Origin of the sequence: Nonomuraea sp. NPDC052129 (genome assembly GCF_040680095.1) — a bacterium.
Lineage (GTDB): Bacteria > Actinomycetota > Actinomycetes > Streptosporangiales > Streptosporangiaceae > Nonomuraea.
Window position 1 is genome coordinate 155,424 of sequence record NZ_JBFAVX010000014.1, and the last position, 25,138, is coordinate 180,561.

A 25,138-nucleotide genomic window follows, 5' to 3' on the forward strand; every position below is an offset into this window, starting at 1 on the left:
CCCCCAGGCGGCTCGGCTGAGACCCGGTCAGCCGCCTGCGGGCGGAGCGGTGCTCTGGCTGATCGGGACCGTGAGGCGGCGTCTGGTGGGCGGTGGCTCCTTGCGCTCGCCGAGGAGGGTCATGAGCTGGTCCATGGCCACCTCACCGAGCTTCTCGCCATCCACGTCGATCGCGGGGACGTCGTCCAGGCCGAGGCTCTCGACGATCATGCGCTCCGAGCTGACCACGACATCACGGATTCCTCGGCTGAGCAGGGCGAACATCAGGCCGAGGCCGATCGAGGTCGCGTAGGGGACCACGGCGGTGGCGCGGGCGGCCACCACGGCCTCCGCCGTCCCCACTCCGGCGGCGAACGTCGAGGGGTATGGGCCGAGCATGGTCAGCGTCGCGCCGCTCGACTCGGTCGCGGCGCGGACGGCGGCCTGGCGCTGGCGATCCTGCCAGGAGCCCGCCGGGCCGCCGATGTAGACGATGCGCTCGTGTCCCTTCTCGACGAACCAGGAGACGAGCGCGCCGAAGGCGCTGGCCGTGTCGGCGACCGCCGAGGTCATGCCCTCGATCTCGCGGTCGATGAGCACGGTCGGCTTGAACGACGCGGCGGCGCGGACGATCTCGTCCGAACCTCGGGGCGCGGTGAGCAGGAAGCCGTCGACCTGGTGCGCGAGCTGCTCGATCGCGGCGATCTGGGCCTTGTGCTCCAGAGAGTGCACGGAGATGGTCAGCTGCATCCCCGAGTCGGCCGCGCGCGCCTGGGCCCCGCCGATGATCGGGGTGAAGAAGGTATTGTCGAGCGTGGGCACCACGACGGCGACCACCCCGGTCCGCCCGCGGGCCAGCTGGGTGGCCGCCCGGTTGGGGACGAAGCCGAGCTCCTCGGCGGCCGCGCGGACGCGGGCCACCGTCTCCGGGGCGGCCTGGTCCGGCCGGCCCAGCGCGCGGGAGGCCGTCGCCTTCGAAACCCCGGCCAGCGCGGCGACGTCCGCGAGTGTCGGCACTCATCCTCCTTGTTTCGTTACCTGAATTTCACACGGGGGTTTGTGCGCGAGGCCGCTCATAACTTATGGTCAGGGCTCGTGGAACCGGTTCCGCAACCGGTTCCAGGCAAGCGTACGCCACTGAGAAAGGACGCCGACATCTCCCGCACATCGGCCTTTCTATTGGTGCCTGGTCTCGTCCTTCTCGTCGCAGGCTTCCTCATCCCCTCCGCCGCGATGCTCTTCGCGCCGCCGGACGTGGCGACCAGCGAGATCTTCGCGCGCCTGGGCGAGATGCTCACGGATCCCTACGACCTTGAGGTGATCGGGCGCACGGTCGGGTTGGCGCTGGCTGTCACGATCATCTGCGTCGTCCTCGGCTTCCCCATCGCTTACTGGCTCGCCCGCTCGCCGTCCCGGTGGAGCGGAGTCTTCCTGGCTGTGGCGATCTTCCCATTGATGCTGAGCAATGTGGTGCGGACCTTCGGCTGGCTGGTGATCCTCGGCTCCAAAGGGGCACTCGGCCAGCTGCTCGTCCAGCTCGGCATCGTCGAGGTGGCGCCGCAGCTGCTCTACACCAAGCTGGCGATCATCCTCGGCCTCACCCAGCTGTTCCTGCCGCTGGCGATCATCTCCTGCTACTCGGCGGTCGCCCAGGTCGATCCCGGCCTGGACGACGCCTCGCGCGGGCTCGGCGGGAGCAGGATCCGTACGATGTGGAGCGTCGTCATCCCGCTGACCATGCCGGGCATCGTGGTGGCCGCCACCCTGGTCTTCGCGGGGTCCGTCACCGCCTACACCACGCCCTATCTGCTCGGCGGGTCCAGCCAGCGGATGCTGTCCACGCAGCTGTTCAACTACGCGAGCACCACGGTCGACTGGGCCTCCGCCTCGGCGACGGCGCTCATCATGACGGTGCTGGTCTTCCTGGTCTCCGGGCTGTCCTCGCTGATCGGGCGGAAGGGGGCCACCTCATGAAGCGGCCCATCACCGCGGCGCTCGCGGTCATCGGCTACGTCATCATGATCGTGCCGATCATCTTCGTGGTCGCCACCGCCTTCACGGCGGGCAGCACCCTGAGGTTCCCGCCCGACGGGATCTCGCTGCGCTGGTTCGACGAGGCACTCGGCTACGAGCCGTTCATCGGGGCCGCGCTCTCCAGCCTGGAGCTCGCCGTACTCGCCACCGCGCTCGCGCTGCTGGTCGGCGTGCCTGTCACGCTCGCCGTCCACCGGGGAAAGCTCCCTGGCAAGGGCCTGGTCGAGGGGTTGTTCCTGTCGCCGCTCATCGTCCCCGAACTGGTCGTCGGGCTCGCGCTGTTCCAGCAGCTGATGGTCGGCCTGGACCTGGACAACTTCAGCACCCTGCTGGTCGGGCACACGGCGCTGATGCTGCCTTATGCCGTACGCGTGACCGGCGCCTCGCTCGCGCTGGCCGACCCCGGGCTGGAGGAGGCCGCCCGCGGGCTCGGCGCCTCGCCGCTGCGCGCGTTCTTCAACGTGACGCTGCCCATCCTGCGGCCGGGAATCTTCTCCGCCGGGTTGCTCAGCGTGGTCACGTCCTTCAACAACGTGCCGCTGTCGCTCCTGCTGCAGGGACGCGACTTCCGTACGTTGCCGGTGACGATGCTCGACTACGTACAGCAGTCCTACGACCCGATGGTCGCCGCCGCGTCCACCCTCATCCTGGCCGCCACCGTGGTCATCGCGGTGATCGCCGAGCGCACGGTCGGATTCGCCAAGATCTTCGGAGGGATCAGCCAATGACCGCCGCCGCCGAGTTGATCGGAGTCACCCAGAGGTTCGGCTCCTTCACCGCCGTCGATGAGATCGACCTCACCGTGCCGTCAGGGCAGCTGACGACGCTGCTGGGCCCGAGCGGCTGCGGCAAGACCACCACGCTGAGGATGATCGCGGGCTACTCGGCGCCGACGTCGGGGACGATCCGCATCGACGGGGTCGACAGCACGCGGACACCGCCGGAGAAGCGGAATCTGGGGATGGTCTTCCAGTCGTACGCGCTGTTCCCGCACATGACGGTGGCCGACAACGTCGGTTACGGGCTCAAGCTGCGCAAGGTGCCATCCGCGGAACGACGGTCGCGGGTCATGGAGACGCTCGAGCTCGTCGGGCTCGCGCACCTGGCCGACCGCAAGCCGAAGAAGCTCTCCGGCGGTCAGCAGCAGCGCGTGGCACTGGCCAGGGCGATCGCGATCAGGCCCAAGCTCCTGCTGCTCGACGAGCCGCTGTCCAACCTCGACGCCCGCCTGCGCGTCCAGATGCGGGCCGAGATCCGGCGCATCCAGGCGGAGACCAAGCTGACCGTCATCCTCGTCACCCATGACCAGGACGAGGCGCTGGAGATGTCCGACGAGATGGTCATCATGAACGAGGGCCGGATCGTGCAGCAAGGCTCTCCGCAACAGATCTTCCCCCGTCCGGCCGACCGCTTCGTCGCCGAGTTCCTCGGCTACGAGAACTTCCTCACCGCCGCCGACGGCACCCCGCTGACCATCCGGCCCGAGCATCTGCGCCTCGCCGAGCAAGGTCAGGGCCTTGAGGCGAAGGTGGTCGACGTGGCCTTCCGCGGCGTCGACCTGCTGGTCTCGCTCGACGTGGTCGACCCGTCGGGCGCGAGCGTCAGGCTGCTCGCCGACGTACGCAGCGGCACGCCCCTGACTCCCGGATCGAGCGTCTCGGTCATCGCGCCGGACGACCATCTGGTCTCCCTCCCCCGCTGAAAGAAGGAACTCCATGCCAACGCGCCGTGCCGTACTGGCCGCTGCCCTGACGCTGCTCGCCGCGGCCGGATGCTCCGGCTCCGGCTCCAGCTCCGCTGAGAAGCAGAACACCATCGTCGTCAGCACCTTCCCCTTCGGGGTGAAGGAGTTCGAGCAGGCGGTCGTCACTCCGTTCACCAAGCAGACGGGGATCAAGGTCGAGCTGGACACCGGGTCCAACTCCGACCGGCTGTCGAAGCTCCGGCTGGCCAAGGGCAAGCCGGAGGCGGACGTGGTGCTGATCTCCGACTACTTCGCCGCCCTCGGGCAGAAGGACGGCCTCTTCCAGAAGGTCGACGTGCCCAACATCAAGGAGCTCGCGCCGTTCGCGACCGAGGGCGCCTTCGAGGGACCGGCCTACACGCACCAGCTCAACGGGATCATCTACAACACCGGCAAGCTGAGCCAGAAGCAGGCCGCCGACTGGGCGCTGTTCGCGGACGCGGCCAACAAGGGCAAGGTCGCTCTTCCCGATATTTCGGTGACCGCCGGACAACTCATGATTTCGGGGGTGGGTGAGTCGTACGGCAAGGGCCCGTACGACATCGACACCTCGTTGAAGACCCTGGCCGGCTGGGCACCGAACGTCCTGCAGTTCTACACCTCCTCGACCGAGGTCACGAACCTGCTGACCCAAGGCGAGATCGTCGCCGCCGACGCGCTGAGCGGCTTCGCCACCAAGCTGGTCACCTCGGGCGAGCCGATCGCCTGGACCGCTCCCGCCAAGGGCCGCTACATGGCCACCAACCGGGCGATGATCCCCAAGGGCGCGCAGAACCAGCAGGGGGCGGCGAAGTTCATCGACTACATGCTGTCGGCCGAGGCGCAGAGCGCCATGGCGAAGGCCGCCGGTGACCTGCCCACGAACCCGAAGGCCGAGATCCCGGCCGACGTCGCCAAGGTGACGGGCGAGGCGGCGAAGGACCCCGTGGCCGCCGGGTTCAAGACCCTCGACCCCGCCCAGCTCGTCGACACCCGCACCACCTGGGTCGACCGCTTCACCCGCGAGGTGGCCGGCAAGTGAACCTCGACCTGATGCCCAAGGTCGATCTGCACTGCCACCTCATCGGCACCGTGCGCGCCTCGACCTTCGCCGAACTGGCCAGGCGCGAGGGGCTCGACCTGCCCGACACGCCCGAGCGGATCTACGCGGACGTGAACTCGCTCCCGCCGGACCCGGCGCTCTACCTGAACACCCGGATCCCGGTTCCGCAGGGCAGGAGCGCGGACGAGCCCGCGGTCTCCTACTCGCTTTTCCAGGTGTCCTCGTGGGTTCTCCAACTCCTGCGCGACGCCGACGACCTCACCAGGATCACCTATGAGGCGTTCGAGGACGCCCACCGGAGCAGCGCGACCAGGCATCTCGAGGTCTCCTTCGACGCGCTGACCGAACATCAGGAGAAGCTCGGCTACGCCACGGTGGTCGAGGCGTACGCCGAGGGCATCAGGATGGCCGAACGCGACTTCGGCATGTCGGGCCGGCTCATCGCGGCCGTCGACCGGAGCACGTCGGGCGAGGAGGCGCTCTCCTGGATCCGTACGGTGGTGGACAATCCCCACGACTACGTGGCCGGGATCGGGCTGGACAACCTGGAGACCGCCGGGCCGCCCGAGCGGTTCGAGGCCGCCTTCCGGCTCGCCGGTGCGGCCGGGCTCCGCCGTACCGCTCACTCCTCCGAGCACGCGCCGGTCGCCGTCAACACGGTCACCTGCCTCGACGTGCTCGGGTGCGACCGGATCGACCACGGCTATTTCGTCCTCGAGGACGACGAGGTCGTCGCCAGGGTCAGGGACGAGCAGGTCCCGTTCACGGTCATCTCGACCACCTCGCGGCGCTCGTGGCGGCCGTGGCGACGGGCGTCGATCGCGGCGATGCTGGAGGCCGGGCTCAACGTCATTCCGGCTTCCGATGACCCTGGGATGTTCCCGACGTCGCTGGCTCAGGAGTATCGGATCCTTTCCGATCAGCTCGCCGTACCGGATGAGCGGTTGCGGGCGATGGCGCTGGCCGGGGTGGAGGCGTGCTGGCTGCCGGAGCCGGAGAAGGACGCGCTGCGCAGACGTTTTGAGAGCGAGCTCGCGAACCTGGAGTGATCGGTGGCGACCGCGATGCGCTTACCGTTCATTGGCGACATATGCCTTTCCTTTGGTGGAGGTCGTGGGAACGATCTCCACTCTGGCGGCACCGGCAGTCGCCCTCGTCCACATTCGTGATGATCTCTGCCTGCGACAGTAGCCGCACCGGGTAATACTCCAAGCTGACCAAGATCGGCGCCGAAGGCGGAATCCGGGAACTCGACCTGAGAACCGGCACGACCTCGCAGGACACCGCGACACCGATCCGACTCCCCCATTGAGCCCGGCAGGGCATTTCGTCGAATTCTGACCGACCGTCAAATTTAAATGAACAGCGGCAAGACTTCAAACCCTTCGCCAAATTCCTTTCCTCATGGATTTTATAATAAATTTATACCGGCGGCTCAGTCGATCGCAAAAGTGAGCACCAGGCGCGCCCATTCGTTCACATGGCAGGCAGTCGGAGCGCCGGGTCAGCAACCACCCCAGCACGTCTTCCCAGGCCAGAGCCACTTTCCCGCGAAATTCAGCGCGCGTTACGCAGTTGTTATCAAGCTTCCCCTTGCCCTCGGCTCGATAACTATTCACTATTCGACCCTGGACCCTAGAACCTTTTGTCCGGCACGGCCTGCGTGGGGGGAACAACATGCGCGGAGGCAGAACTACCTCGTTCTGGGTGCGGCTGTTAGCCGTGCTCGCGACGCTCGTCGTGTTGGTGCCGATGGGCGGGGTGGCCGTCGCCACGCCCACCATCGCACCCGGCGCGTTCATGCAGATCGTGGCGCATGAGGACGACGACATCCTGTTCATGAACCCCGACATCGACGACTCGATCCAGTCGGGGGCGGCGAACGTGACGGTCTTCATCACCGCGGGGCAGGTCACCGGAGACGGTGATACCGACGAGCAGCGGGCCCGTAATCGGCAGCGCGGCATGCTGGACGCCTACGCCCGGATGGCGGGAGCGCCGGATGTGGATCCGGCCGCCCAGGAGGAGTGGACCGGGGTGGCCTGGACGATCGCGGATCGACAGGTCGAGCGATACACGCTCACGAGTCATCCGCAGATCCAGCTGGTGTTCATGAACATGCGGGACAACGAGATCGGCTGGTTCAACGTCGTGGACGACTTCGTCGATCACACGATCATCCCTGAGAACGGCCTGGTGAGCGAGTCGTACACATACGAGCGCGCTGACGTGATCGCCGTACTCGCGGGGTTGATGAACCACTACCAGCCCAACGTGCTCCGCGCCCAGGACCCCATCGTCGACAGCCGCTACGACCCGGGCCACGGCGATCACGTGGCCGCGGGACGGTTGGCCGGGGACGCCGCCGAGGCGTCGGGCTTACCGATTCTGCTGGTGAACTACCGCGACTACAACATCGCCGACGCGCCCATGAACCTGACGACCGCGATCAGCGCCCGCAAGAGCGCGATCATCGATCACTACATCCAGTACGACCACGCGTTCGACCCGAACGTGTGGCCGACGCGGATGTACTACCGCTGGGCCAGGGGAACCCATTGGGCAGGCCGGAACGCTGACGGCAGACCCCAGATCTTCGTGGTCCGAAACGGTGTGGTGACCACCTACGGGCAGACCCCGGCCGGAGCGTGGGACGGCCCGTACACGCTGGCCGGCGCGGGCGGCGCTTTGGCACCCGCGATCAGCGTGGGCAAACAGGCCGACGGCCGCTTGGCGATTTTCGCCAGGCGCATGACCGACCACCACATCGTCACCATGTCCCAGACCGCGGCCAATGGCGCCTGGACAGGGAGCTGGACCGACCTTGGCAATCCCCACACGAACTGGGAAGTCCAGGAACAGATCGGTCTGCCCGTTGTCGCCTCCAACGCCAACGGCCGCATGCAGATGTTCGTCAAGAACGGCAATGGCGGGGTCAGCAGCCGCGTCCAGACCGCGGCCAACGGCGGCTGGGGCACGTGGCAGAACCAGGGCGGCACTGACGTGCAGGACGGCCTCAGCGCCATCACCACGCCACTGGGCCGCATCGAGCTGTTCGCCAGTTCCAGGACTCGGCTGCTGCGCTGGTATCAGTCCACCCCCAACGGCAGTTTCACCCGCGACACCACCGTCCCGTCGATGACCCCGGCCAGTCCGCCCGCGGTCGCTCTGTCCCAGGACGGGCGCCTCCACGTGGCCTACCGCCGCGCCGGCACCGCTGCGATGGTCGTCAGCTACCAACTCGTGGCCGGCCTCGCCTGGAGCACCACGCCTGCCGTGATCGGGGGACACGCGGGGGTCGGTGAGCCCGCACTCGTCACCACGCCGGCCGGTCTGGACTCGCGGATCCTGATGTTCGAGCGCAACGCCGCGACCGGGGTCAGCATGACCAAGCAGTTGATCGCGAACGGCAGCGGTTATGACGCGTGGGCCGACCTCAGCGGGACCATTGTCGATTACCCGGCGGCCACCCTTGATGCGAACGGGGCTGCCGTGATGTTCGCCGTAGGGACCGACGGCGTTGTCCATGCCCGCAGGCAATCGGCTCCGGGAGCCGACAGTCCGTTCGGGGGCTGGGAAGCTCTGCCCTGAGCGATGCCCCGAGCAGGTCCTTGGCACCGCACGATCTGCTGACGTCGCATGGGTCGCAGCCCATGGATCATGGGCTGCGACCGGGTGGGTCATGGCGTCGCAGGCTAGCCGAAGGTGACCACGAGGCGGCCGTCCGCGGCGAAGGACCAGTGCAGGGCACCCGAGTAGGAGGAGCATCGGGACCCGTTCGAACCGGACCAGAACTGGTTGGAGCTGTCGGCGTTACCCACGATCCTGTCGGTGGTCCCGCTGCCGCTGCGGCACGAGACGTTGTTGCGGAACACCGAGGTGCCGGCGTCGAAGGAGTAGTTGCGCTCCGTGTTGTCGATGCTGACGTTGTCCGAGATCGACATCGTGCCGGGGTTGCGGTTGTAGGTGAACCCGTGCTTGCCGTTGCGGTAGGCGATGCTGCGCCGGATCACGTGATTGACCGCGATGTCCTCGCCACCGAGCTTGTAGCCGTTGCGGTCACCGTTGCCGGCCTGGCTGCCGTCGCTGAGAGTGCCGTTGTTGTAGGAGAGGGAGTCCTCGATGGTGACCGGGCCGATGGCTCCGGTGTCCGTCTTGGTGTAGAGGTCCCAGCCGTCGTCGATGTTGTTGTGGGACACCGCGTAGCGGAAGACGTTGCCGGGGCCGGAGGTGAGCTTTGCGGCGAAGCCGTCGGCGTCCTCACCGTCGGAGTCGGCGTTGTCGTGCGACTCCGAGCTCAGGACGAGGTTGTTGGCCGGCCACTGACTCTGGGGGGTGTCAGAGGCGATCCGTGAGATCTGCAGCCCCGAGTCACGGTTGAAGCGCGTCACCGTGCGCTCGATGATGTTGTTGCTGCCGCCGACGAAGATCCCGTTGTCACCGGCCCGCTCGACGACGAGGCCGTAGAGGTGCCAGTACGACCCGTTCAGGGCGAGCCCGCGGTTGGCCGAGTCCTCGCTCATGGACGAGAAGTTCAGCACCGGGGTCTCTCCCGGATAGGCGGACAGTTTCTTGAGGGCGCTCGAGGTGCCGTTGTTGCCCGCCGCGATGGTCAGCGTCTGCGAGAGGCTGTACGTCCCGCCGCGCGCGTAGATCACCCCGCCCGCCGTGACGCGGGTGATCGCCGAGGCCAGCGTCGTCGGGGCCGACTCCGTTCCGGGCGCGCTCGCGCTGCCGTTCGGCGAGGCGTACAGCGTGCCGGTGGGTGGCGGCGTGCTTCCCGTCGTGACCTCGAGGTAGTCGATGTTCGCCAGGCCGGTGCTGCCCGTGGGGTTGAGCCGGATGGTGTTGCTGCCCGAGGCCAGGTTGACGGTCAGCGTCTTGGTGGTCCAGGCGTCCCATGTACCCGTGCCTTCGAACGACACCGACTGCACGGTCGTACCGTTGACCAGCAGGCTGGTGGGACGGGCACTGGTGGTGCCGTTGGCGAACCGCACCCCGAGCGTCGCCGTACCGGCCGCCGAGGCGTTCACCGTGAACTGGGCGTAGGCGTTCGCGGCGTTGGTGCCGTTGCAGAAGCCGCTGCCGGAGTAGCCCGCCCAGTTGGAGTCGATCGTCCCGGTGCAGACCGCCGGCGAGGTCTCGGCCTCATACCGGGTGGTCGCGGCATTCGCGATGGATGGTGACAGTGCGACGAGAACGCCGGCCAGCAGGCCGGTGCACGCCATGACGGCTTTTAGGCGCATCCTTCGTCTCCAGGGTTTGGTAAGCGCTTTCCGATGGATGAGCGAAGCTAAGCACGCACCGCTGAGCCTGGAAAGGTCTCACGTACGCGGACGCCCCGGCGGCCTCAACCCGGAGACGGCACGTCAACCGAGGTCACGGGCGGTGGAAAGCATGAGGAGAGCCTCATCCTCATGCTGTGCGGCGGTGAAAGTTTCAGCGACGACGACAGATCATTGGCATGGCGGAGCGACGCGCTGGGCGTGAGAGACTACGCCGACCTTGACGTCGAGTTGTGGAGTTCTGTTTCGTGCGGTCACGAGTCATTGCCTGTGTTCCGGTGCTGTTGCTCTTCCTGAGCGCCTGCGGGGAGAAATCCGAGCCGGAGGCGGCACCGTCCGCCACCTTGGCACCGTCCGCTACCCCGGCACCGTCCTCCGCCCTGGCGACGCCCACCACACCGGCACCGGAATCCCCCAAGACGAAAGCACCGGAGACGGCGCCGCCGACGGCTCGGCCCTCGCCCTCGCGGAAGCTCGCCGGGCCCGGGACCGTGTGCGGTGAGCTTCAGCCGCCCGGCGGCGGGCCCATGGCCGCGGTCGCCGTGTCCGCGGGGCGGGCCGATTGCCGTACGGCACTGAAGGTCTTCCGGACCTACTACCGGCCGGACACTCCCAAGCAGGGCAGTGCCGGGGTGGCGACCGTCGGTGGGTGGCATTGCGCCAGCAACTCGGCCGCTCAGGCGAGCATGAGCGGGCGGCTCTCCTCGTGCCAGAAGGCCGCCGCCAAGATCGTGGCGGACGTCATCCCGTAAGTCATCGGGCGCGCGCCAGGTGCAGCAAGGGCACTACCGCAATCTGATCGCAATCGGTCAATCCTAGTATTTGATCTCGTGTCGGGCACCTGGTCTCAATTAGCCAGGCGGTCCCGGGTGCGCTATCGCATTCGGGTGGCCGCCGTTCTTCTCGCGACAGCCGGAGGCGTCGTCCTGCGCGCCTCCGGAGAAGGGCGTCGTCGCCTTCCATCCGCTGGACCGGCTTCGCGGAGGGCGGTCGAAGCCTCCACCTCGCGACGGGCGAGGACATGCTGATCAAGAATGCCGACCAGGAGATCGTGGTCAGCCTCGACGGGCATCGTCTCGCCTACCTGGACTTCGCCACGAACCAGTACGTCGCCCTGGACCTGCGCGATGGCCGATCGCGTCCGCTTACCCGCCGGCTCACCGCCGCGGAGCTGGACAGGCAGAGTCCTGGCCCCACTCCCCTGGCGGTCTCCGCGGACGGCAGGCTGTTCGCGGCCGCCATCGTGGCGGAGAAACGCATGATCATCACGGACTTCGAGACGGGCGGCACCCGGACCATCCCGAGGCTGTGCGTGGTGTTCGGAGTGACCAGAGACAAGATCGTCGGCTCCCGGGAGTGCCACTGGGACGGTGCGATCATCTCCGTCGACAAGCGGGGCAAGGCCAGGACGGTTTCCGAGTACATCAACGCCAACAGCGTGAAGAGCCTCTCCCCCGACGGGAAGCTCCTGATGGGCTCCCACGGCTTGATCACCTTCTGGGACGCCACGACCGGCGCCCGGGTCAGGGATTTCCCCACCCCGGGCGGCGGTGAACTCGCTCAGTGGCTCGACGACCGGCGCGTCATCGTGGACTCCACCCGCGGCTTCCTCATCATCGACGTACGGACCGGAGCGCTCTCCAGAGCGGCTGATCTGCCGGCCTACCTCGACCACCGCATGGTCGTCGGCGTCGTGCCGGAGTAAGGGAGCGAGAGCGCCGCCGCCGGCCGGCCGTCGAGATACCCAGTCGCTCCTGGCGCAGGACCCTTTCAGGCCGGGTTCAGCGTGGTGGACAGGCTCTGCTTGATGTTCCGGGTGACCTCGTCGGCGAGGATTTCGGGCCGGCCGTTCTCGATGCCGTACAGGACCTGGGCGGCGACGTCGGCGGGGTCGGCCTTCTGGTCGGCGGGGATGGTGGCCGCCATGTCGGTGTCCATGTACCCGACGTGCAGCGCCGAGACGGTGATGCCGCGCGGCGCCAGTTCCTCGCGGACCGCGTTGGTCTGCGCCCAGGCGGCGGCCTTGGCCGCGGCGTAGGCCCCGGTGACGGCCGGGTGCCACCAGGACAGCACGGACAGGACGTTGACCACGGCGCCGCCGCCGTTGCCCTCGATGACCGGGGCGAAGGTGCGCGTCACGGCGAGGGGGCCGAAGTAGTTCGTCTCCATCTCCAGCCGCACCGCTTCGAGGTCGCTGGCGATCAGCGGGGTGCCGGTGGAGATCCCGGCGTTGTTCACCAGCAGGGTCGCGTCCGAGGCAAGGCGGGCCGCGGCCCGGATGGACTCCTCGTCGGTCACGTCCAGGCGCAGCGGGATGGCGCCGACCACGTCCACGCTCTCCGGGCGGCGCGCCGCCGCGTACACCTTCGCTCCGCGCTCCAGAAGCTGGACGGCCAGATGGCGGCCCAGTCCTCGGTTGGCGCCCGTGACCACGGCGACCGCGTTCTTCAGTTCCATGTCTGCTCCCAGCGTTGCAGATCCATTTAGATTACGTTTGTAATCTAAGATGGAGCATAGGATAGATGACAGCTGACATCCAAATGAGGGGGGTGGCCGATGGGCCGCGTGTCACAGGCGCAAGCGCAGGAGAACCGCAGGCGGATCGTGGAAACCGCCTCCCGGCTGTTCCGCGAGCAGGGCACCCACGTCAGCGTCGCCGACCTCATGAAGGCGGCCGGACTGACTCACGGCGGCTTCTACAAGCAGTTCGCCTCCAAGGAGGCGCTCATCGACGAGGCCACCAGCCATGCTTTCGCCGAACTCGCCCAACACCACACCGTCGCGCTCGAACAGCACACCGGACAATCCGACACCGCCGCCCAGCAGGCGCTGATCGACGCCTATCTCTCCATCGAGCACCGCGACAACCCCTCGGACGGTTGCCCCGTCGCCGCGCTGGCCGGCGACATGGCGCGCGAACCCGGCAACCACGAGGCCCACCGCGTCTACACCCAGGGAGTCAGCGACTTCGCCGACGCGCTCGCCACCCCCGACCAGGACGGCATCACCCGGCTGTGCACCATGTTCGGCGCACTCGTCCTGGCCCGCGCCACCAAGGACTCACCCCTGTCCGAGGAGATCCTCGCAACCGCGCGCGCCGCCCTGACAGCGACAGCGACCCCGTGATCAGGCGCCAACGGTCATTTCAGTGCGAGCGGTCAGTCCAGTGCGAGTCGTACGGGCCCGCCCGCTGGGTCGGCGCCCGTCACGAGGGTGAAAGGTACGCGGAAGACCCGGCCCGGGGCGGCGGGCCAGGGTAGGCGGGTACGGCCGAGGAGGCGCCCGTCCTGGGTCGCGGCGATTCGCGGGAACCTCCGAAAGGCGTCAGACCACAGCAGGAGCCTGCCCCGGGAGGGCGGCGGCCCGCCGGGACGTACGATCTGCGGAGCGACCCAGCGCAGCGGCGCCTCGGCCACCAGTGGCACCCCGCCGGCCGGGGCGGGGTGGCCGGCCAGATGCCGCAGGACGGCGCCCGCCACGTGGCGGCCGTCGAGCGCGGCGATGTCGGCGGTGTCGACGGGGTGCAGGAGGTTCCCCGCCGCGAACACGCCGGGCAGGCTCGTGGCCAGGGAGGTGTCCACGCGCGGCCCAAGTGTGGACTCGTCCATGTCCAGGCCGCCCGTACGGGCCAGCTCGTGGTCGGGGATCCAGTCGCCGGTGGTGATCACGGTGTCGCAGGGGACGCGGTGGCGTTCGCCGGTGTCGAGGTTCTCAATGTCGACCGAGGTCACCCGGCCCTTGCCGTTGACGGCGACCAGCCGGGTGCGGGTCCGGACGAGCACGCCGAAGGCCAGCCGGCCCGGGACGTGGAAGGCGGTGCAGGCCTCGGGTTTGGCGTGCTCGCTGGTCATCAGCACGGTACGGCAGCCCGCCTCGTGCAGGGTCAGCACCGCCGACCAGCTGACCAGCTCCGCGCCGACGACCACGGCGCGCCGCCCGACCTCGCGATGGTGCAGGTGTACGAGGTTCTGCAGCTGGCCGGTGGTGTAGACACCGTCGGGCCGGTCGCCGGCGATGAGCCGGGCCGAACGAGGCCGCTCCCGGGCGCCGGTCGCCAGGACCACCGCGTCGGCCTGGACGAGGCGACGGCCGCGCGGCGAGGTCACCTCCAGGGTCCGCGCTCCGGCCGCTCCAGTGAGCAGGGATTGTGGTCCGTCCCCTCCGGTGACCAGGGTGCGCGGTCCGGCCGCTCCAGTAAGCAGGGCCCATCCGGTGACCATGGCCTCCGTCTCCAGCCGCGCTCCGGCCTCGCGGGCGACGCGGGTCAGCCGGCGCGCGTACTCGGGTCCGGAGATGAATCGGCGCAGGTCACGAATGCCGTAGCCGGGATGGTCGCTGTGCCGGGGGATGCCGCCGGTCTCCGGCTCGCGCTCCAGGACCAGGACATCGCCGTCCACTGCCGGGGCGAGCGCGGCGGCGGCCGTCAGTCCCGCCGGTCCACCGCCGATGACGGCCACCCGTACTCGCTCGGTCATTCCGTCTCCCCCTCGAAGATCTCGCGTACCCGGGCTCCGCAGAAGAAGCCCTGGCAGCGTCCGTTCATGGCTCTGGTGCGGCGGCGCAGGCCGTCCAGCCCGGCGGGCGGGATCACCGACGTCAGCGCGTCGCGGATCTCCCCGCGCGTCACCCGCTCGCAGAAACAGACGATGCGGCCGTACTCGGGGTCGGCGGCGATCGCGGCGGCGTCCTGGTACGGGCGCGCGAACGCCTCGCCCAGGTTCGGCATGCGCGGCGGCGCGGGCAGGCCGGCGCGCGCGGTGAGGTCGAGATGGCCGGCGAGCAGGTCCCCGATGTGTTCGGCGATCGCCATGCCGGCGGTCAGGCCGGTGGAGCGGATGCCGCCGATCAGGAGGTAGCGCTGTGAGACGTCGAGGTCGATGAGGTAGTCGTCGCGCCCGATCGAGGCCCGCAGGCCCGCGTACGTCGCGGTGACCTCCTCCTTCATCAGCCGGGGCATGAGCGCCGCGCCCTTCTCGCGCAGGAACGTCAGCCCCGCTTCGGAGGTGCCGGTGGCGCCGCGATGGGTCAGGTCCTCGGCGGTCGGCCCGACCATGACGTTGCCGTAGATCGTGGGGCTGACGAGCACGCCCTTGCCCGCCGACGAGGGCACCGGCAGCACGATGCAGGGCGCCAGCGGCCGGGCGAGCTTGTCGAGGACCAGCAGTTCGCCGCGGCGCGGCGTGACGGTGAAGCGGTCGTGACCGAAGAGGGCGTCGAGCGTGTCGGCGCCGAGTCCGGCGGCGTTGACCACCCAGCATGCGGTGATCTCGCCCGCGGTGGTCGCCAGCCGGGTGGTGTCCGCGCCGACGTGAACCTCGGTGACGCGGTGGCCGCGCAGCAGCGTCACGCCTCGGTTGACGGCGTCGGTGGCCAGGGCGAGGTTGGTGGTCCAGGTGCAGATGATGGACTCGCCGGGGACGGTCAGGCCGCCGAGCGCGCCGGGGCCGAGGGCGGGGACCCGTCGGTAGACCTCGGCCGCGTCGACGGTCTCGCAGGCGGTGTAGCCGTTGCGCTCGGCCTTGGCGCGCAGCTCGGGCAGGGCGTCGAGCTGTTCGGGGGTCCAGGCGACGAGCAGCGCTCCGGTACGTTCGACCGGGATCCCGGTGGCCTCCGCGTAGTCGCCGAGCAGGTGGTAGCCACGGGCGACCAGGCGGGATTCCAGGGTGCCGGGTTTGGCGTCGAAGCCGGTGTGCAGGATGGCGGTGTTGGCCTTGCTGGTGCCGTCGCCCACGTCGTCGCGCGCCTCCAGGAGCGCCACCGACAGGGCGGTGCCGCCCAGCAGCCGCGCGATGGCCGAGCCGACGATGCCGCCGCCGATCACGGCCACATCGTAGGTACGGGGTGCGTTCACGAAATCTCCTTCGACAACCGGGCCTCCTTCGACAACCAGGTCTCCTTCGACAGCGAAGTGGCGGCCTGCCACCGCTCCAGGTACTCGGCGGCGCGAGCGGCGGGCCAGGCGGGCTCGTAGACGGCCGACGGCCGCCAGCCGTCGACCACCGTGGCCGCGTCCAGCCCGGGGTCGAGGGCCATCAGGGCGCAGGCGGCGGCGCCGAGCGGCGTCGCGTGCGGTGACGGGTAGACCTCCACGGGGAGCTGGGCGAGGTCGGCCTGCGCCTGCATGAGGACGCGCGAGCGGGTCAGGCCGCCGTCGACGCGCAGCCGGGACAGCGGCGCGCCGAGGTCCGCGCCGACCAGCGCGGTCAGCGCGGCGACCTGGGCGGCGACGCCCTCCAGGAGCGCCCGTACGAGATGCCCGCGGCCGGTGCTGAGCGTCATGCCGGTGAACGAGGCGGTGGCGGCGGCGTCCCACCACGGCGCGGCCAGGCCGGCGAGCGCGGGCACGCACAGCACGCCATCGCTGGAGGGTGCCGCGACGGCGTCGAGCTGTTCGGCGCCGGAGATGAGGCCGAGATCGGCGAGCCAGCGGACGGCCGAGGCCGCGGTGTAGACCTGGCCGTCCACGCAGTAGCGGGTCTTTTCGCGCAGCCGCCAGGCGATCGACGTCGCCAGGCCAGACGTCGATCGAGTGGGAGACGTGCCGAGCTGGGCGAGCAGGAAGGCCCCGGTGCCGTAGGTGCACTTGGCCGTGCCCGCCTCCAGGCACGCCTCGGCCAGGAGCGCGGCCTGCTGGTCGACGATCAGGCCGGTCACCGGGATCTCCGGCCCGAAGGCGGTGGTCATACCGACGACGGCGTCGCTGGCGACGATCTCGGGGAGCCGCTCGGCGCCGAGCCCGAAGACGTCGAGCAGCTCACCGCTCCACTGCCCGTCCGCCAGGCCGAGCAGCAGAGACCGGCTGGCCGTGGCGGCGTCGGTGACGAACGCCCCGCACAGCCGGTGCACCAGCCAGGTGTCGGTGGTCGTCACGACGCCTTCGGTGGTGAGCTCCTCACGGATCCAGCGCATCTTCGGCGCGGAGAAGTAGGGGTCGAGCACGAGGCCGGTGAGCGCGGCGACCCGGTCTGCGTACGGAGCCCGTGCCGCGCACAGCCGCTCGGCCCGGCGGTCCTGCCAGACGATGGCCGGAGTGATCGGCTCGCCGGTGGCCGGGTCCCAGGCCAGGACGGTCTCGCCCTGGTTGGCCAGGGCGACGGCGTCCAGCGGCACGCCCGCCGCCGCGCTGGCCCGCCGTCCGGCGGTCAGGACGGAGTGGAGCAGGGCGTGCGGGTCCTGCTCGACGCCGCCGCCTTCCAGATAGCGCGGGCGCAGGGCCTCCTCGGCGATCGCCAGGACGGCCCCGCCCCCGTCCACGACGATGGCCTTGGTCCCGGACGTACCCTGGTCGATCGCGAGGATGTACATCGTCAGATCTGCTCCTTCTACGCGAAAGCGCCGCCGATCGAGTGCATGTCCAGCGCCACTCTTGGTATATACCATGTGGCGTAGACCGAAAGGTAAGGACCAAACGGGCTAGGGTGTCAACCATGGTTAACAAGGCCGCAGCCTCGCCGCGTTACGTGACGATCGCCGCGGAGCTCCGCGACCGCATCACCGGCGAGAAGCTCGGCCCGCACACGCTCATGCCGTCAGAGCGGGAGCTCAGCGAGACGTACGGCGTCAGCCGGATGACGGCCCGGCAGGCCCTGGCACTGCTGGAGAAGGAGGGCTACGTCTACCGGCGTCCGCCACGCGGGACGTTCGTGGCCGAAGCGCGGGTGCCCTTCCACATCGGCAGCTTCTCCGACGAGATCATCCTAGCCGGACGGCGCCCATCGGCCCAGCTCATCTGGGCCGAGGAACGCCCGCCCACCCCCTCGGCCCGTGAGGCGCTCGACCTGGCCGGCGACGAGACCGTGCACGCCCTGCACCGGCTGCGGTTCGCCGACGACGAGCCGATCGCGCTGGAGACCACCTACTTCCCCAGCGCCCTCACGCCCGGACTGCTGGAGCAGCCTCTCACCGGGTCGCTCTGGCACATCCTGCGCACCCACTACGGCGTCGTACCGGCCGACGCCTCCGCCGTCATCGAGTCCATCGTCATCGACGACGCGTCCTGCGCCCGGCTGAAGATCCGCAGCGCCTCCAACGGGATCCTGCTGACCCGCCGCACCTACACTGCCGATGGGCGCTGCGTCGAGTTCGCCCGCGACGTGTACCGGGCTGACCGGGCGTCGTTCAAGGTCGAGGCCCGGATTCCCGTACCGGTCGAAGACGCCTGAGCGGCGGCGAGGCCTCGTACGAGACGCCTTCAGCCCTGGGCTGAGAGCCAGGGCGGCGACGCCGCATCGGTGGCGGACGCGTGCAGGCGTCTCTGGATGGCGCTCCTGGCGCGTCGGTAGGCGACGGGATCGTCGTGCAAGAGTGAGACGGCGTTGGCGGTCTCCATGAACGCGATCAGTTCGAAGGCGAGCTGATCGGGTTCGGTGTCCTCGGTGAGCTCTCCGAGCCCGCGCGCGTCGCCGATGGCGCTCGCGACCAGGAGGTTCCACTCGCGACCTGCGGCGGCGACGGTGTCCCGTACGCGACCAGGGCGGGCGTCGAACTCGGCGGTGACCGTGAAGAAGAAGCACCCTCCGGGGAAGACCCGCCGCTCCGAGTAGCTCAGCCAGCGCTCGCACAACTGCCACAACCGCCCCAGGCCCGGCGGCACCGTCAGGGCGGGGTGGACGACCTCGCCGAGGTAGACACCCGTCGCGGCCCGGATCGTGGCGAGCTGGAGCTCTTCCTTGGAGCCGAAGTAGCCGAAGAGCCCGCTCTTGCTCACGCCGAGGTCGGCGGCAAGTCGCCCGATCGACAGGCCCTCCAGCCCGTCCTTGGAGGCGATGTCCGCCGCTCGGCGCAGGATCGCGTTCCGTGTCCCCTCGTCTCGTGGCCGACCCGCCATTGCCGCTCCTTTCGCGCACGAACGTTCGGTCAATTATGTCGCACGTGATACCGTCCCATCCAAGCACGAACGTTCGTGCTGAAAAGGAGGTGCCATGAGCATGCTGAGAAGCCGTTGGACCTCGGGGCCGGCCGTGGACATCGCCGGGCCCGTGCTGGTCGCGGTGACCGCGTACCAGGCCGACAGGGCGCGCGACCTGCCCGGTATCTACCGGTCCGGGATCGCGCTGCGCCGAGCCTGGCCCCAACTGGAGGGCGCGGTCGGGATGTGGCTGTGGACGCGACCGCTGGAGCTCAGGTGCGGCTCGGTGTCGATCTGGCAGGACGAACAGGCCCTGCGGCGGTTCGTGGGGTGGCCGGAACACGTCACGATCGTGCGGCGCTACCGCGGGCGGGGGCGGCTGACGTCCACCACCTGGAACGCCGCCGGCTTCGAGCCCGCGGCGATCTGGGCCGAGGCACGTCCGCACCTGCGGCACAGAGCACCTGCCCAATAACCGTTCCTTCCGGGAGTCCCCGTGCGGTCGCAGATCGATCCGGCCATCGGCGACGTGCGTCTGACGGCCGGGAGTGAAATCCAGCTCGGCTACCGGCAGGCATCATCAGGCGCGGGGCCGCGCAGCAGGGTCATGAGCTGGTCGTGCGCGATGCGCCGGTAGTCCTCCGACAGCGGGTCGACGCCGAGGATCGCCTCGACGTGGTCGGGCAGCGCGAGGGGCGCGAAGGTCAGCGCGTACGCGAGCAGCATCACGAACTCCGGCGACGGCGCGTCGCTGATCTCCCCGTCGCGCTGCCGCCGGCGCAGTCGCTCGATGCCGTCGCGCAGCTGCTCGCGCTGGGCATTGGACATGCCACCGCCCTCGCCGGGATCGTCGCCGAGTGCCTGCCAGAGCACCATGCGCGCCCATTGGGGCCGTTCGAGCGTGGTGTCGAGGACGGCGGCGAAGGAGTCGGCGAAGGAGGACTCCGGCGGCGGCAGCCCGGCCCCGGTCTCGGTCCACCGTCTGCGCAGCTCCGTCAGCAGGCCCTGCTTGCCACCGAAGTGGTAGCTGATGAGCTGCTGGTTGACCCCGGCCCTGGCCGCGATGGCCGCCGTACGGGCTCCCGAGTAGCCCTTGGCCCCGAACTCCTCCAGCGCCGCCCGCAGGATCCGCTCCCGGGTCCGCTCCGCGGCGGTCCCCCGCTCGTCCTCGGTCACCGCACGTCGCCGCGTTGTCATGGCCGCCATCCTAGCGATTCAATCATTTAGTTGACAAAATTCATCTGAATGAGTGAGTCTTTGCCCCATGTCACGACGCCCGATCTCGGCGGTCGTCGGCGGGCTCATGGCGGGTATGTTCCTGTCCGCGCTCGACCAGACGATCGTCTCGACGTCCATGCGGACGATCGCCGACGACCTGCACGGCCTCAGCCATCAGGCGTGGGTCACGACCGCCTACCTGATCGCCTCCACGGTCACGATGCCCTTGTACGGGAAGCTGTCCGACCTGTACGGCCGCAAGCCCTTCTACCTCACCGCCGTGACCGTCTTCGTCACCGGTTCGCTCCTGTGCGCGACGGCCACGTCGATGGGCGCGCTCGCCGCCTTCCGCGCAGTGCAGGGTCTGGGCGCGGGCGGGCTGATGTCACTGGCCTTCGCGATCTTGGCCGACCTGCTGCCGCCCCGCGAACGGGCCCGCTACCAGGGCTGGTTCGTCGCCGTCTTCGGCCTGTCGAGCGTACTGGGGCCGCTGGCCGGGGGCACGCTCGCCGAGGTGGGCTGGCGCTGGGTCTTCCTGGTCAACGTACCGGTCGGCGCGGCCGTACTGGCGCTGGTCGCCCGTACCCTCGACCTGCCCGCCACCAGGCGCGAGCGCCGGCTGGACTGGGCCGGGGCGCTGACGCTGGTGGCCGGGTGCGGCCCGCTGCTGCTGGTGGCCGAGCAGGGCAGGACCTGGGGGTACGGCTCGCCGGCCGCGCTGGCCTGCTACGCGCTGGGCCTTACGGGCTCGTCGCAATCCTCGCGGCGGCGGGCTTCCTGATGGCGCTCCTGATCAAGGAGCTGCCCTTGCACACCACGACGGGCCCGCGAGCCCGCGCGACCGAAGGGATCACCCGATGAGCAAGGCCATCGTCTTCAACACCTACGGCGGCACCGACGTCCTGGAACTCGTGGACACCGAACCGCCCGTCCCGGGACCGGGCCAGGTACGGCTGCGCGTACGGGCGGCCGGCGTCCAGCCGTTCGACAACCTCTTCCGCGACGGCTCCGCGGCGCGGTACGCGCCCGCCACCTTCCCCCAGCGCCTGGGCAACGAGGCGGCCGGGATCGTGGACGCGGTCGGACCCGGCGTCACGGACTTCGCCGTGGGCGACGAACTGCTCGGACCCGTCACGCTCGCGGCCTTCGCCGAACACGCTGTGGCCGACACCGAACAGCTCGTCCGCAGGCCCGAGTGGCTGCCGTGGGAGGAGGCGGGCGCTCTGTCGGCCTCCGGGCAGACCGCCCACACCGCGCTGCGCGAGCTGGGCGTGGGCGCGGGTGACACGGTCCTCATCCACGCCGCCGCCGGGGGCGTCGGCCACCTCGCGGCGCAGATCGCCATCGCGTGGGGCGCCAGGGTCATCGGTACGGCCGGCGCCGGCAACCACGACTTCCTGCGCACGCTCGGGGCCGAGCCGGTGACCTACGGCGCCGGGCTGGCCGAGCGGGTGCGCGAGCTGGGCGGCCGGGTGGACGCCGCGCTGGACTGCGTGGCCACGCCCGACTCCCTGGACGCCTCCGCCGAGCTGGTCAAGGACCCCGACCGGGTGGGCACGATCGCCTTCTCCCCGCTCGCCAACGAGCGCGGCGTGCGCCGGCTGGGCACCTCCCGCTCGGCCGAGCGCCTGGCCGAGCTGCTGGAGCTGGGCGTCAGGGTGTCGGTGCAGGCGACGTACCCGCTGGAGCGTACGGCTGATGCCTGTGCCGCGGTCGAGGCGGGACACGTACACGGCAAGGTGGTCATCACGCCGTAACGGCAGGGGCGCGGCTTTCGCGCGAGCTTCAGCCGCGCCCCCGCATCCTGCGATCAACCCCTACTCAAGGCGGCGACCGGGCGCGGGCCACCAACGTCGACCACGCCGACAGCAAGCAGCTCATCGAGGCGTACCTGCGCGAGCAGCCGGTGCGCGCGACGGTGCTCGGACCGGTGTACTTCATGGAGAACGCGCTCAACCTCGGCTTCAGCCGGCTCGGCGACGGCCTGCTCGCCAACCCGCTGACGCCCGGCAAACCGCTCGACCAGGTGACCGTCCTGGACATCGCGGGCATGGCCGTGTACGCCATCGAGCACCCCGCCGAACTCGTCGGCGAGCGCGTCGACCTCGCGTCCGACCGCGTGACCGGGGAGGAGGCCGCCCGGATCTTGAGCGAGGTCATCGGCCGGGACATCCCTTACCAGCAGCTGCCTCTGGACATGGTGCGCCAATGGGCCGGGGACGAGGTGGCCACCATGTTCGAGAGCTTCGAGAACAACACCGACTTCATCGACATCGAGGCGCTACGCGTCAGGTTCCCGGCCGTGCGCTGGCACAGCTACGCCGACTGGGCCCAAAAGGTGGACTGGGAATGGGTTTTGGCGGGGTAACTTCAAGTCCGCCGCCCGCGTGGCGATTGGCGAACAGGGCGAGTGCGGCGAATATTGATCGTCATGCGCGTCGACTTCGATCCTGCGGAAATGAGCGGGCCGGCTTTCTACAGGTTCCTGACCTCGGTCGTCGTCCCGCGCCCGATCGCGTGGGTCTCCACCGTCACGCCGGACGGAACCGTCGAGAACCTCGCCCCGCACTCGTTCTTCAGCATCGCCAGCACAGATCCGCCGATCGTGCAGTTCACCTCGATCGGCCGCAAGGATTCCCTGCGCAACGTGGAGGACACCGGCGAGTTCGTCGTCAATTTCTCCGCCGAACCGCTGCTACAGCTGATCAACGCCACCGCGACCGACTTCCCTCGGGCCTTCAGCGAATTCGACTATGCGGGAATCGAACGCGAACCCAGCCGTCATGTGCGGCCGTCCAGGGTGGCGGTCTCGCCCGTGGTCATGGAGTGCCGTTCGCACACGACCCTGCACATGGGCAACTCCACCCTGGTCTTCGGACGGGTGTTCCTCGCGTCAGTACACGAGGACTACATCGTCAACGGCCGGCCCGACGCCGAGCGGCTGCGCCCGCTGACCAAGCTCGGCGGCGACGAGTGGGGGACGCTGGGCACGATCCTGCACCTGAGCCGCATCCCATACGAAGAACCGGCGATGTGACGCGACTGTTTCGTGGTTCTCGTCTGGGTAGGGGCCGTAAGGTCTGACGGTTCTCATGAGGAGGAGAAATGCCTCGCGGATCGAGCCCGAAGCGGGAACGGCAATACGAGCACATCAAGGACAGCGCCAAGAAGCGGGGAGAAAGCACCAAGCGGGCGACCGAAATCGCCGCCCGTACCGTGAACAAGGAGCGGGCCAGGGCCGGTGAGTCCCGGACCGCGAGCCGTACATCCACCAAGGACATCTCGTCGAGCCGCCGGGGCGGGCTGCGCTCCCATTCCGGCGCGGGCGGCCGTACCAGGGATCAGCTGTACGCCGAAGCCAAGAGCCGCAACATCAAAGGCCGCTCGAAGATGAGCAAGGCACAGCTGGAAAAGGCCCTCGGCTGAACCGGGTCGTACGGACGGCCGGCACCCCAGGGGTCCCTGCGGCACAAGAGGCGAGATTGTAGAATATATGTCCGTATAATCGCGTGATGACCATCGTCGCGAGCCGCTACCGACTCCTGGCACCGCTCGGTCAGGGTGGCATGGGCACGGTCTGGCGGGCCGTGGACGAACTGCTCCGGCAGGAGGTCGCGGTCAAGGAGGTGCGCCTGCCGGCGGAGCTCGACCACGCGGCCCGAGCCGAGCTCACCGAGCGCACGCTGCGCGAGGCCAGGGCGGCGGCGCGGCTGCGCTCGCACCCCTCGATCGTCACCGTGCACGACGTGGTCATGGACGGAGGGCGGCCATGGATCGTGATGGAGCTGATCCACGGCCGCTCCCTCGATCAGATCGTGCGTACGGACGGCCCGCTGTCGCCGCGCCAGGCCGCCTGGGTGGGTCGGCATGTGCTCGACGCGCTCGGTGCCGCGCATGCGATGGGCGTGCTGCACCGCGACGTCAAGCCCGGTAACGTGCTGCTGACCGACGACGGCCGCGTACTGCTGACCGACTTCGGCATCGCCACGGTCGCCGGGGACGCCGCGCTGACCCAGACCGGCCTGCTCAACGGCTCGCCCGGCTACATCGCCCCAGAACGGTTACGTGGCGAGGACGACGGGCCCGCCGCCGACTTATGGTCACTCGGCGCCACGCTCTACACGGCGGTGGAGGGCGGCCCCGGGTTCTCCGGCCCCAACGCGGCCGCGGTCATGGCCGCCGTGCTGATGCGCGATCCCGCCCCCGCCAGATTGGCGGGTCCGCTCGCGCCCCTGCTCGCGGCCTTGCTGGAGAAGGATCCCCAGCGCCGGTGCACGGCCGAGCAGACGGCCCACTGGCTCCACGACATCGCCCAAGGCGACACCCCCTCCACGATCCCCGCACACCGCGAAGCCCCCGTGAAGCGCCGCCGTACCCTCGTCGTGGCGGGCGCGCTGGCGGTGGCGGTGTGCGGCACGGCCGCCACGGCGATCTGGCTCAACCTGCCGCCCGCGACTCCGAACGCGAACGCCGATCCGTCACCGAAATCCCCGAAGTCCGCGAAGCCGTCCCCGACGAAGAGCGTCGTGAAGCTGTTCGGCCAGGTGCCCGACGCCTGCAAGCTCCTGACCAACGTGCGGGCGCGCACGCTGCTCGGGGGCACGGCGCGACGCCAGGTCCTGTCCACCTCGCAGTGCCAGTGGCACGGCGCCGGCTACACCAGTGTGACGGTGACGACGTACGTTACCTTGAGCGTCAAGAGTTGCGGGCTCAACCTCGATGGCGTGGTCACCCGCGGGAAGGACGAGCGCGCGCGCCACCCCGACACCAAGCTGCGCTCGACGCGGGTCGTCGGCGACAGGACGTCCGCCTACACCCGCCGCGACCCCGATGTGGCCGCGGGCTTCCACAACACGCAGGTGTCGTTCTGCCTGGCCAACGTGCTGGCGTACGTCAACTACCTGGGCCCCCGGGCCGGCTACGGGACCGCCGACCAGGCGGCCAAGCACGTCGCCGCGGCGCTGAAGGCCCGCCGCTAAGTACCGGTC

At 69.5% G+C, this 25,138-nt stretch carries 25 protein-coding genes; 17 read left to right on the plus strand and 8 right to left on the minus strand.

Annotated elements, in window-relative coordinates:
- Positions 1-27 precede the first annotated feature (27 nt).
- Positions 28-996, minus strand: a complete 969-nt coding sequence (locus tag AB0L53_RS29125) for a LacI family DNA-binding transcriptional regulator (RefSeq protein ID WP_364000222.1) — start codon at positions 994-996, stop codon at positions 28-30.
- A 165-nt stretch (positions 997-1,161) separates the two neighbouring features.
- Here AB0L53_RS29125 and AB0L53_RS29130 point away from each other — a divergent pair, with 165 nt between their 5' ends.
- The 6 genes from AB0L53_RS29130 (at position 1,162) to AB0L53_RS29155 (ending at position 8,390) form a co-directional block, all read left to right on the plus strand.
- On the plus strand, positions 1,162-1,953 hold the full coding sequence (locus tag AB0L53_RS29130; protein WP_357640695.1) for an ABC transporter permease: 792 nt from the start codon (positions 1,162-1,164) through the stop codon (positions 1,951-1,953).
- Positions 1,950-2,741, plus strand: a complete 792-nt coding sequence (locus AB0L53_RS29135; protein WP_364000225.1) for an ABC transporter permease — start codon at positions 1,950-1,952, stop codon at positions 2,739-2,741. The genes AB0L53_RS29130 and AB0L53_RS29135 overlap by 4 nt, the downstream gene beginning before the upstream one ends.
- Complete coding sequence (locus tag AB0L53_RS29140) at positions 2,738-3,715, plus strand: ABC transporter ATP-binding protein (RefSeq protein WP_364000228.1); 978 nt, start codon at positions 2,738-2,740, stop codon at positions 3,713-3,715. Before AB0L53_RS29135 ends, AB0L53_RS29140 begins: the two co-directional genes overlap by 4 nt.
- Positions 3,716-3,728: 13 nt before the next feature.
- Positions 3,729-4,778, plus strand: coding sequence for a polyamine ABC transporter substrate-binding protein (locus AB0L53_RS29145; RefSeq protein WP_364000231.1), 1,050 nt, complete (start codon positions 3,729-3,731; stop codon positions 4,776-4,778).
- The gene (locus AB0L53_RS29150; RefSeq protein ID WP_364000234.1) at positions 4,775-5,848 is read left to right on the plus strand and encodes a hypothetical protein; all 1,074 of its coding nucleotides are present in this window, start codon (positions 4,775-4,777) and stop codon (positions 5,846-5,848) included. Before AB0L53_RS29145 ends, AB0L53_RS29150 begins: the two co-directional genes overlap by 4 nt.
- Positions 5,849-6,476: 628 nt before the next feature.
- Complete coding sequence (locus tag AB0L53_RS29155; protein WP_364000237.1) at positions 6,477-8,390, plus strand: PIG-L family deacetylase; 1,914 nt, start codon at positions 6,477-6,479, stop codon at positions 8,388-8,390.
- A gap of 104 nt (positions 8,391-8,494) precedes the next feature.
- On the opposite strand, the gene AB0L53_RS29160 is transcribed toward AB0L53_RS29155, so the two are convergent.
- Positions 8,495-10,045, minus strand: coding sequence for a carbohydrate-binding protein (locus tag AB0L53_RS29160; RefSeq protein WP_364000240.1), 1,551 nt, complete (start codon positions 10,043-10,045; stop codon positions 8,495-8,497).
- Between the two features lie 317 nt (positions 10,046-10,362).
- Between AB0L53_RS29160 and AB0L53_RS29165 the strand changes: the two genes are divergently transcribed.
- Positions 10,363-10,836 carry a hypothetical protein gene (locus tag AB0L53_RS29165; RefSeq protein WP_364000243.1) on the plus strand — a complete coding sequence of 158 codons (474 nt, stop codon included), beginning with the start codon at positions 10,363-10,365 and terminating at the stop codon, positions 10,834-10,836.
- 269 nt (positions 10,837-11,105) lie between these two features.
- A complete protein-coding gene (locus tag AB0L53_RS29170; protein WP_364000246.1) occupies positions 11,106-11,789 on the plus strand; it encodes a hypothetical protein in 684 nt (227 codons plus the stop codon).
- A gap of 65 nt (positions 11,790-11,854) precedes the next feature.
- Here AB0L53_RS29170 and AB0L53_RS29175 read toward each other — a convergent pair whose 3' ends face one another.
- A complete protein-coding gene (locus AB0L53_RS29175) occupies positions 11,855-12,541 on the minus strand; it encodes an SDR family oxidoreductase (protein WP_364000249.1) in 687 nt (228 codons plus the stop codon).
- 99 nt (positions 12,542-12,640) lie between these two features.
- Here AB0L53_RS29175 and AB0L53_RS29180 point away from each other — a divergent pair, with 99 nt between their 5' ends.
- Complete coding sequence (locus AB0L53_RS29180; protein WP_364000252.1) at positions 12,641-13,210, plus strand: TetR/AcrR family transcriptional regulator; 570 nt, start codon at positions 12,641-12,643, stop codon at positions 13,208-13,210.
- 32 nt (positions 13,211-13,242) lie between these two features.
- On the opposite strand, the gene AB0L53_RS29185 is transcribed toward AB0L53_RS29180, so the two are convergent.
- From AB0L53_RS29185 to AB0L53_RS29195, 3 genes are read right to left on the minus strand one after another with little or no spacing between them, the layout of a single operon-like run.
- Entirely contained in the window at positions 13,243-14,559 is a 1,317-nt protein-coding gene (locus AB0L53_RS29185; RefSeq protein ID WP_364000255.1) for an FAD-dependent oxidoreductase, read from the minus strand.
- Positions 14,556-15,935, minus strand: a complete 1,380-nt coding sequence (locus AB0L53_RS29190) for an NAD(P)/FAD-dependent oxidoreductase (RefSeq protein ID WP_364000258.1) — start codon at positions 15,933-15,935, stop codon at positions 14,556-14,558. Before AB0L53_RS29190 ends, AB0L53_RS29185 begins: the two co-directional genes overlap by 4 nt.
- Positions 15,932-17,389 (minus strand): FGGY family carbohydrate kinase, encoded by a 1,458-nt coding sequence (locus AB0L53_RS29195; protein WP_364000260.1) that lies wholly within the window; start codon positions 17,387-17,389, stop codon positions 15,932-15,934. The genes AB0L53_RS29190 and AB0L53_RS29195 overlap by 4 nt, the downstream gene beginning before the upstream one ends.
- A 122-nt stretch (positions 17,390-17,511) precedes the next feature.
- On the opposite strand from AB0L53_RS29195, the gene AB0L53_RS29200 reads away from it, so the two are divergent.
- Entirely contained in the window at positions 17,512-18,246 is a 735-nt protein-coding gene (locus tag AB0L53_RS29200; protein ID WP_364000263.1) for a GntR family transcriptional regulator, read from the plus strand.
- A gap of 29 nt (positions 18,247-18,275) precedes the next feature.
- Here AB0L53_RS29200 and AB0L53_RS29205 read toward each other — a convergent pair whose 3' ends face one another.
- Positions 18,276-18,911 (minus strand): TetR/AcrR family transcriptional regulator, encoded by a 636-nt coding sequence (locus AB0L53_RS29205; protein WP_364000266.1) that lies wholly within the window; start codon positions 18,909-18,911, stop codon positions 18,276-18,278.
- Between the two features lie 94 nt (positions 18,912-19,005).
- Between AB0L53_RS29205 and AB0L53_RS29210 the strand changes: the two genes are divergently transcribed.
- Positions 19,006-19,407: a hypothetical protein gene (locus AB0L53_RS29210; RefSeq protein ID WP_364000269.1), complete on the plus strand. Its 402-nt coding sequence runs from the start codon at positions 19,006-19,008 to the stop codon at positions 19,405-19,407.
- Positions 19,408-19,496: 89 nt separating this feature from the next.
- Here the strand turns inward: AB0L53_RS29210 and AB0L53_RS29215 are convergent, their stop codons facing one another.
- Positions 19,497-20,129, minus strand: a complete 633-nt coding sequence (locus AB0L53_RS29215) for a TetR family transcriptional regulator (protein ID WP_364000272.1) — start codon at positions 20,127-20,129, stop codon at positions 19,497-19,499.
- Positions 20,130-20,196: 67 nt separating this feature from the next.
- On the opposite strand from AB0L53_RS29215, the gene AB0L53_RS29220 reads away from it, so the two are divergent.
- From AB0L53_RS29220 to AB0L53_RS29245, 6 genes are all read left to right on the plus strand, one after another.
- Complete coding sequence (locus tag AB0L53_RS29220) at positions 20,197-20,931, plus strand: MFS transporter (protein WP_364000275.1); 735 nt, start codon at positions 20,197-20,199, stop codon at positions 20,929-20,931.
- 76 nt (positions 20,932-21,007) lie between these two features.
- Positions 21,008-21,907: an NADP-dependent oxidoreductase gene (locus AB0L53_RS29225; RefSeq protein ID WP_364000278.1), complete on the plus strand. Its 900-nt coding sequence runs from the start codon at positions 21,008-21,010 to the stop codon at positions 21,905-21,907.
- A 47-nt stretch (positions 21,908-21,954) separates the two neighbouring features.
- Positions 21,955-22,518, plus strand: a complete 564-nt coding sequence (locus AB0L53_RS29230) for an NmrA family NAD(P)-binding protein (protein WP_364000467.1) — start codon at positions 21,955-21,957, stop codon at positions 22,516-22,518.
- Positions 22,519-22,581: 63 nt separating this feature from the next.
- A complete protein-coding gene (locus tag AB0L53_RS29235) occupies positions 22,582-23,187 on the plus strand; it encodes a flavin reductase family protein (RefSeq protein ID WP_364000281.1) in 606 nt (201 codons plus the stop codon).
- Between the two features lie 68 nt (positions 23,188-23,255).
- Positions 23,256-23,576, plus strand: a complete 321-nt coding sequence (locus AB0L53_RS29240) for a plasmid stabilization protein (RefSeq protein ID WP_358440160.1) — start codon at positions 23,256-23,258, stop codon at positions 23,574-23,576.
- 86 nt (positions 23,577-23,662) lie between these two features.
- Positions 23,663-25,129, plus strand: coding sequence for a serine/threonine-protein kinase (locus AB0L53_RS29245; protein WP_364000284.1), 1,467 nt, complete (start codon positions 23,663-23,665; stop codon positions 25,127-25,129).
- Positions 25,130-25,138: the final 9 nt, after the last annotated feature.

What these genes read in the sequence shown, in the direction of transcription:
- AB0L53_RS29170 (WP_364000246.1), top strand. Translation starts at nt 11,106, where the DNA reads ATGCTGATCAAGAATGCCGACCAGGAGATCGTGGTCAGCCTCGACGGG.
- AB0L53_RS29225 (WP_364000278.1), top strand. Translation starts at nt 21,008, where the DNA reads ATGAGCAAGGCCATCGTCTTCAACACCTACGGCGGCACCGACGTCCTG.
- AB0L53_RS29185 (WP_364000255.1), bottom strand. Translation starts at nt 14,559, where the DNA reads ATGACCGAGCGAGTACGGGTGGCCGTCATCGGCGGTGGACCGGCGGGA.
- AB0L53_RS29160 (WP_364000240.1), bottom strand. Translation starts at nt 10,045, where the DNA reads ATGCGCCTAAAAGCCGTCATGGCGTGCACCGGCCTGCTGGCCGGCGTT.
- AB0L53_RS29240 (WP_358440160.1), top strand. Translation starts at nt 23,256, where the DNA reads ATGCCTCGCGGATCGAGCCCGAAGCGGGAACGGCAATACGAGCACATC.
- AB0L53_RS29200 (WP_364000263.1), top strand. Translation starts at nt 17,512, where the DNA reads ATGGTTAACAAGGCCGCAGCCTCGCCGCGTTACGTGACGATCGCCGCG.
- AB0L53_RS29140 (WP_364000228.1), top strand. Translation starts at nt 2,738, where the DNA reads ATGACCGCCGCCGCCGAGTTGATCGGAGTCACCCAGAGGTTCGGCTCC.
- AB0L53_RS29145 (WP_364000231.1), top strand. Translation starts at nt 3,729, where the DNA reads ATGCCAACGCGCCGTGCCGTACTGGCCGCTGCCCTGACGCTGCTCGCC.
- AB0L53_RS29210 (WP_364000269.1), top strand. Translation starts at nt 19,006, where the DNA reads ATGAGCATGCTGAGAAGCCGTTGGACCTCGGGGCCGGCCGTGGACATC.
- AB0L53_RS29205 (WP_364000266.1), bottom strand. Translation starts at nt 18,911, where the DNA reads ATGGCGGGTCGGCCACGAGACGAGGGGACACGGAACGCGATCCTGCGC.
- AB0L53_RS29220 (WP_364000275.1), top strand. Translation starts at nt 20,197, where the DNA reads ATGTCACGACGCCCGATCTCGGCGGTCGTCGGCGGGCTCATGGCGGGT.
- AB0L53_RS29215 (WP_364000272.1), bottom strand. Translation starts at nt 20,129, where the DNA reads ATGACAACGCGGCGACGTGCGGTGACCGAGGACGAGCGGGGGACCGCC.
- AB0L53_RS29135 (WP_364000225.1), top strand. Translation starts at nt 1,950, where the DNA reads ATGAAGCGGCCCATCACCGCGGCGCTCGCGGTCATCGGCTACGTCATC.
- AB0L53_RS29235 (WP_364000281.1), top strand. Translation starts at nt 22,582, where the DNA reads ATGCGCGTCGACTTCGATCCTGCGGAAATGAGCGGGCCGGCTTTCTAC.
- AB0L53_RS29155 (WP_364000237.1), top strand. Translation starts at nt 6,477, where the DNA reads ATGCGCGGAGGCAGAACTACCTCGTTCTGGGTGCGGCTGTTAGCCGTG.
- AB0L53_RS29175 (WP_364000249.1), bottom strand. Translation starts at nt 12,541, where the DNA reads ATGGAACTGAAGAACGCGGTCGCCGTGGTCACGGGCGCCAACCGAGGA.
- AB0L53_RS29245 (WP_364000284.1), top strand. Translation starts at nt 23,663, where the DNA reads ATGACCATCGTCGCGAGCCGCTACCGACTCCTGGCACCGCTCGGTCAG.
- AB0L53_RS29180 (WP_364000252.1), top strand. Translation starts at nt 12,641, where the DNA reads ATGGGCCGCGTGTCACAGGCGCAAGCGCAGGAGAACCGCAGGCGGATC.
- AB0L53_RS29195 (WP_364000260.1), bottom strand. Translation starts at nt 17,389, where the DNA reads ATGTACATCCTCGCGATCGACCAGGGTACGTCCGGGACCAAGGCCATC.